General features: G+C 73.0%; 6 protein-coding genes. 5 read left to right on the top strand and 1 reads right to left on the bottom strand.

The features are described 5' to 3' along the window. The 3 genes from AC1DUQ_RS03345 to AC1DUQ_RS03335 all read left to right on the top strand — a co-directional run. On the top strand, positions 1-603 hold a 603-nt coding region (locus tag AC1DUQ_RS03345; RefSeq protein ID WP_477073385.1), incomplete at its 5' end, for a PfkB family carbohydrate kinase. Positions 604-630: 27 nt separating this feature from the next. Next, the gene (locus tag AC1DUQ_RS03340; protein ID WP_477060773.1) at positions 631-1770 is read left to right on the top strand and encodes a sensor histidine kinase; all 1140 of its coding nucleotides are present in this window, start codon (positions 631-633) and stop codon (positions 1768-1770) included. After that, entirely contained in the window at positions 1767-2423 is a 657-nt protein-coding gene (locus AC1DUQ_RS03335) for a response regulator transcription factor (RefSeq protein WP_477060774.1), read from the top strand. The genes AC1DUQ_RS03340 and AC1DUQ_RS03335 overlap by 4 nt, the downstream gene beginning before the upstream one ends. On the opposite strand, the gene AC1DUQ_RS03330 is transcribed toward AC1DUQ_RS03335, so the two are convergent. Beyond that, positions 2396-3466: an LLM class flavin-dependent oxidoreductase gene (locus AC1DUQ_RS03330; protein WP_477060775.1), complete on the bottom strand. Its 1071-nt coding sequence runs from the start codon at positions 3464-3466 to the stop codon at positions 2396-2398. The two genes, AC1DUQ_RS03335 and AC1DUQ_RS03330, sit on opposite strands and share 28 nt — an antisense overlap. A gap of 173 nt (positions 3467-3639) precedes the next feature. Between AC1DUQ_RS03330 and AC1DUQ_RS03325 the strand changes: the two genes are divergently transcribed. Continuing rightward, positions 3640-4815 (top strand): ROK family transcriptional regulator, encoded by a 1176-nt coding sequence (locus tag AC1DUQ_RS03325; RefSeq protein WP_477060776.1) that lies wholly within the window; start codon positions 3640-3642, stop codon positions 4813-4815. An 86-nt stretch (positions 4816-4901) separates the two neighbouring features. Continuing rightward, complete coding sequence (locus AC1DUQ_RS03320) at positions 4902-6230, top strand: extracellular solute-binding protein (protein WP_477073384.1); 1329 nt, start codon at positions 4902-4904, stop codon at positions 6228-6230. Positions 6231-6247: the final 17 nt, after the last annotated feature.

Raw genomic sequence — 6247 nt, 5'->3', positions numbered from 1 at the left:
GTCGTCTCCGTGAACGCGACGGGGGCGGGCGACCTGGCGAGCGCGGCCGACGCCGTCGTCGACGAGGTGCTCGCTCGCGCGACGGCCGTGCTCGTGGACGGGCACCACCTGGGCGCCGCTCGTCTGGTCGCCGCCGCCGGGCACGCCCGCGGCATCCCCGTGCTGCTCGACGGGGGCAGCTGGAAGCCGGGGCTGGAGGAGCTGATCGCCGACGTCGACCACGCGGTCCTGTCCGCCGACTTCGCAGTCCCCGGGGCGGCGCGGGGCGACGCGGTGCTCGACGCGGTCGCGGAGCTCGGCCCACGGTTCGTCGCGCAGTCGGCGGGCGGGGGTCCCGTCCGCATCCTCGCGACGAGCGCCGGGGGTGCGCGGACGTCGTCCGTCCTGCTGCCGCCCGAGGTGCCTGCGTCGGAGGTCGTCGACACCCTCGGGGCAGGTGACGTGCTGCACGGGGCGACCGCGGCAGCCCTCGCCCGCGGGGTGGACGTCCGTGCGGCGCTGGCCGAGGGGGTGCTCCGGGCGACCGAGTCGGTGCGCCACCGCGGTGCGCTCGGGTGGGCCTCGGGTCCGAGGGGGTCCTCGACCGTTCGGCCGAGCCGCTGAGCAGCGCGGATCCCTAGGCTGCGAGACATGATCGCGGCCCTGCGTCCCCTGTGGACCGCCCCCCGTGCGCCCGGCGCGCCCGCGCGGGTGTGGCGGGACTGGGTGCTCGTCGGCGTGCTCGTGCCGACCGCGGTCCTCGAGGCCGCGCTGCGCCAGGACGTGACGTGGCGTCCCGTGGCCCTGGCCGTCACTCTGGTGATCGTCGTGTCCTTGCTCTGGCGGCGCACCCACCCGCTGGCCGTGGTGGCCGGGGTGTTCGGCACGTTGACCCTCGTCGACGTCGCGGCGCTGGTCTCCGGGGCCGGCGAGGTCGCCCTCTACACCTCGGCCTGCGTTCTCGTCCTGCCGTATGCGCTGTGCCGCTGGGGGAGCGGTCGAGAGATCGTGCTCGGGCTGCCGCTCGTGGCGCTCAGTGCGGCGCTGGGGGTCGCCAGCACGTACACGGTCGTGCCCGACGCGATCATCGAGGTCGCGTTCGTCCTGTCGCCTGCGGCCATCGGTGCCGGGGTCCGGGCCGGCGCCGGCTCCCGGCTGCGCGAGCGGGACCAGGTGCGCGTGCGCGAGCGGGAGCAGCTGGCCCGGGAGCTGCACGACACGGTGGCGCACCACGTCTCGGCGATCGCGGTGCGCGCACAGGCGGGTCGCGTGGTGGCTGCGATCGACCCGGCCGCCGCCGTCGACGCGCTCCGGGTCATCGAGACCGAGGCGTCCCGCGCCCTCACGGAGATGCGCCTCATGGTCGGCGCGCTGCGGGACGACGGTGCCGCTGACCTCACGCCGCAGCGCGGGGTCGCCGACATCGAGCGTCTGGCCCGCGCGGTCAGCGGCCCGCCGCGGGTGGAGGTCGAGCTCGCCGGGGACCTCGACGACCTGCGGCCGGCGGTCGGCGCCGCCCTGTACCGGCTCGCCCAGGAGTCGGTGACCAACGCCGTCCGGCACGCCCGGCACGCCTCGCGGGTGACCGTCCGGGTCGCTGCCGACGACGAGCGCGTCCGCCTCACGGTCGCGGACGACGGCGAGCTGCAGGGTCGCGGCGGGACCGGGTACGGGATCGTCGGCATGACGGAGCGCGCCATCCTCCTGGGCGGCACGCTCGACGCCGGCCCCGGTCCGGACCGCGGCTGGACGGTGGCTGCGGTGCTGCCCAGGGCGGGGGCGGCCGCGTGACGGTCCGGGTGCTGGTCGCGGACGACCAGGAGATCGTGCGCACCGGGCTGGCGATGATCCTCGATGCGCAGCCCGGCATCGAGGTGGTCGGTCAGGCCGCGGACGGTCGCCAGGCGGTCTCGCTCGCCCGCCGGCTGCGTCCGGACGTCTGCCTGTTCGACATCCGGATGCCGGAGATGGACGGCATCGAGGCCACCCGGCTGCTCGCCGGCCCCGACGTCGCGGACCCGCTCGCGGTCGTCGTGATCACGACCTTCGACCTCGACGAGTACGTGCACGGGGCGCTCAGGGCCGGCGCGCGGGGCTTCCTGCTCAAGGACGCCGGCCCGGAGCTGCTGGTCCAGGCCGTGCACGCAGCGGCCGCCGGGGACGCGCTCATCGCGCCGAACGTCACGGTGCGGCTGCTCGCCACCTTCGCGGCCGCCGGGTCCCGCAGCCGGGTGGCCCAGCCGGTCGTCCCGCTGACCGGCCGCGAGGAGGAGGTGCTGGTCACGGTCGCGCGCGGCCGGACCAACGCCGAGATCGCCGACGAGCTGCACATCAGCCTGAGCACCGTGAAGACGCACCTCGGCAGCCTCATGGACAAGCTCGCCGCCCGGAACCGCGTCGAGCTGGCGATGTGGGCCTACGAGTCGGGGCGCATGGACGGCTGACCCAGCGCCTCACGGACCAGGGGAGCCACCTGCGTCCCGAGCAGCTCGATCGACCGGAGCGACTCCTTCTGCGGCACCCCGGACAGGTCCATCTGGAACGCCTGCCGGTCGTGGTGCAGCACCTCGTGCAGCGCGACGATCCGCTCGGCGATCTGCTCGGGCTCACCGATGAAGTAGGCGCCGCCGCGCGCCGCCTGCGACTCGTAGGAGATCCGGTTGGGCATCGGGAACCCGCGTTCCGACGAGATCCGGCGCATGGACTCCAGCCAGTACGGGTAGAAGTAGTCGCGCGCCGCCTTCCCGTCCTGCGCGACGAACCCCATCCCGGCGACGGACACGAACCGCGACGACTCGTCGTGCCCCGACTGCTCGTGCGCGCGCCGGTAGAGGTCCACCAGGGGCGCGAACTGGGCGGGCTGGCCGCCGATGATCGCGTAGCTGATCGGCAGCCCGAGCACGCCGGCGCGGACCGACGACTGCGGGTTGCCGCCGGTGGCCACGGCGATCTGCAGGTGGTGCCCGCGGCCGGGGTGGTCGAACGGCCGGGGGAGCACCAGGGCGTCGTCGAGGGCGGGCCGGAACCGCCCCTGCCACGTGATGCGCTCGTCCTCGTCGAGCTTCAGGAGCAGCTGGATCTTCTCGTCGTAGAGCGCGTCGTAGTCGTCGAGCGAGGCCCCGAACAGGGGGTAGGACTCGATGAAGGAGCCACGGCCGGCGAGCAGCTCGACACGACCCTCGGAGAGCAGGTCCATGGTCGTGAACTGCTGGTACACCCGCACGGGGTCCTCGGTGGAGAGCACGGTGACGGCGCTGCCGACGGTGATCCGGGACGTCTGCGCGAGCGCGGCCGCGATGACCGTGGACGGCGACGAGATCGCGTAGTCGGGACGGTGGTGCTCGCCGATGCCGACATAGTCGAGGCCGACCTCCTCGGCCAGCCTCACCCGCTCGAGCACCTCCCGGATCCGCTGACCGGGGGAGACCTTCGCCCCGCTGACGGGGTTGGGGTGGACGTCACCGAACGTGTACAGGCCGAGTTCCATGTCTGGGCGAACGCATCGACCTCATCGCCTGTTCCGCGCGTTCGCGCAGGTCACGTTGAATCGTTTCCGCCCTCGTCGTCCCACGAGTCGGGCGGGTGAACGTCCGGTCACGATGTGGTCACGGTCACAATCCGGGGTTGACTCAGATTTGTAAGGAAGGTCTACTAACAAACGTGACAACGACCACGCAGCCCCTCGCGGCGGCACACGGAGTCGGTCGGGCGCTGCGCCCGACGGGCAAGGTGCTGCCCGAGCACGCGCGTGCGCACAACCGGTCCCTGGTGCTCGCGCACCTCTTCCACATCGGCCCGGCCTCTCGCGCGGACATCGCCCGCAGCACCGGGCTGACGCGCGTCACGGTGTCGGGGATGGTCGCCGCGCTGATCGCCGAGGGGCTCGTCGAGGAGCTGGGCGTCCGCGTCGAGGGCAAGGTCGGCAAGCCGGCCACGCTGGTCGGGATGCGGACCGAGGCGTTCCAGATCGTCGCCGTGGACCTCACCAACGACACGCACCTGCTTGGTGCCGTGCTGACGCTCGTCGGCGCGGTCGTCGTCCGTCGGTCGGTCGCCCTCGAGGGGCGCACCGGGCAGCCCGCTGCCGAGCTGCTCGAGAGCCTGTGCCAGGAGCTGCTCGCCGCCGCGACCCGCCCGGTCATCGGCGTCGGCATCGCCTCCCCGGGCGTCATCGACCTCGACGGCAGGGTCGTCCAGGCGCCCAACCGTGGCTGGTACGACCTGCCCCTGGCGGCGAACCTCACTGAGAGCCTCGGCGTCCCGGTGCACGTGGCCAACGACGCCAACACCCGGGCGCTCGGCGAGTTCACCTACGGCAACGCGGCGGGCTCCGGCTGCATGGTCCTCACCATCGGCGAGGGCGTCGGCGCCGGCATCGTCGTGGACGGCGCCCTCGTGCTCGGCCGGCACCACGCGGCCGGGGAGATCGGGCACGTCACCGTCGTCGACGGCGACGCGCGCGACGAGCCCCCGCTGGACTGCGCGTGCGGCCGCACCGGCTGCCTCGAGACCGTGCTGAGCGTCCCGGCCCTGCGCCGCCGGACCGCCGGCCTCACCCCCGAAGAGTCCGACGCCGCCCTGGCGTCGGTCGGACGGCTGCTGGGCATCGCCCTCGCACCCGTCGTCAGTGCGCTCGACCTCGCGGAGGTCCTGCTCTCCGGCCCCCCGGAGCTGCTGGACGGTCCTCTGCGCGAGTCGGCGCTGGCCACCGTCCGCGCACGCACGATGCCCGTCATCGGGCACGGACTGGCACTGCGGATGGGATCCCTCGACGAGGACGGGGCTCTCGCTGGCGCGGCAGTCCTGGTCCTGTCAGGCCAGCTGGGGGTCTCGTGACGACCCCCAGCCGGCCCACTGCAGGTCGGAAGAACCACCCGGCGGCGCCGTCCGGCGCTCGCCTCGCTCACGGGAGGAACCCCAACGTGAAGATCCTACGTTTCGCGGCCGTCGGCGTGGCGGCCGCGCTCACGCTCACCGCCTGTGGCACCGGCGACGACGCCGGCGACACGCCGAGCGCGAGCACCGGCACGCCCGAGCCCGCCACGATCAAGCTCTGGCTCAACGGTGCCGACACCCCGGACGCCCTGCGTGAGTACCTGACGACGACGTTCGAGTCGGAGAACCCCGGCTCGAAGCTCGTCATCGAGGAGCAGGACTGGAACGGCCTCGTGCCGCGCCTCCAGACCGCGCTGGGTTCGGCCGACCAGACGCCCGACGTGGTCGAGATCGGCAACACGCAGTCGCCGACCTTCACCTACGCCGGCGCGTTCGCCGACATCACCGACATGTACGACGAGCTCGGCGGCGAGAAGCTGCTCCAGGGCTTCGTCGACGCAGGCAGCGCGGACGGCAAGTTCTACGCCGCTCCGTACTACTCCGGCGCACGCGCCGTGTTCTACAACAAGGACGCGTTCGCCGCGGCGGGCATCGAGGTCCCCACCACGCTCGCCGACTTCAGCGAGGCCGCCAAGAAGCTGCAGTCCGACACCCAGTCGGGCTTCTGGTTCCCCGGCCAGGACTGGTACAACGGCGCCGCGTGGATCTACACCAACGGCGGTGACCTGGCGGTCAAGGACGGCGACTCCTGGAAGGGCGCGCTCTCCTCGCCGGAGTCGATCAAGGGCCTCGAGGAGGTCCAGGACCTGTTCGCCAACGCGACCAACGCGCCGGCCGACAGCGACTCCGCCGACCCGTGGGTGCCGTTCAACGCGGGCCAGTCGGCCATGTTCTCCGCGCCGACGTGGGCACGGTGGAGCATCGACCTGCCCGCCTGCAACAAGGCCGTCGACCCCGACGACACGTCGGACGCGGCCAAGGCGCTGCGCGGCGAGCAGCAGGCCTGCAACGAGGAGCACACCGGTGTCTTCGCGCTGCCGGGTCTGGACGAGGGCTCCTACGCGAACGGCTTCGCCGGCGGCTCGAACATCGCCATCGCGGCGAAGTCCAAGCACCCCGAGCTGGCCAAGAGCCTCGTGCGGATCATGTTCACCGAGGAGTTCCAGAACATGCTCGGCGAGAACGGCCTGATCCCGGGCAACACGGAGTACGCCGCCTCGATGGGTGACGACGTGTACGCCCAGGCCGCTGTCGCCGCCGCGCTCAACGCCAAGCTCACGCCGGCGGCCGAGAAGTGGGCCGACGTCGAGGGTGACCGCATCCTGGAGGACTTCTTCCAGAAGCTCGCCACCGGTGCGGACGYCAAGGAGGCTGCCGCCGAGGCGGACCAGCTCCTCGAGGACGCGCTGAACTGATCACGGCTCCGGGGGGG

The organism is Cellulomonas sp. P4_B5_2 (genome assembly GCF_056402235.1).
This window is presented reverse-complemented; position numbering and strand designations above follow the sequence as displayed.

Bases quoted from the DNA above. Each gene is read 5' to 3' on its own strand.
- AC1DUQ_RS03340 (WP_477060773.1), top strand. From the start codon at position 631: ATGATCGCGGCCCTGCGTCCCCTGTGGACCGCCCCCCGTGCGCCCGGC.
- AC1DUQ_RS03330 (WP_477060775.1), bottom strand. From the start codon at position 3,466: ATGGAACTCGGCCTGTACACGTTCGGTGACGTCCACCCCAACCCCGTC.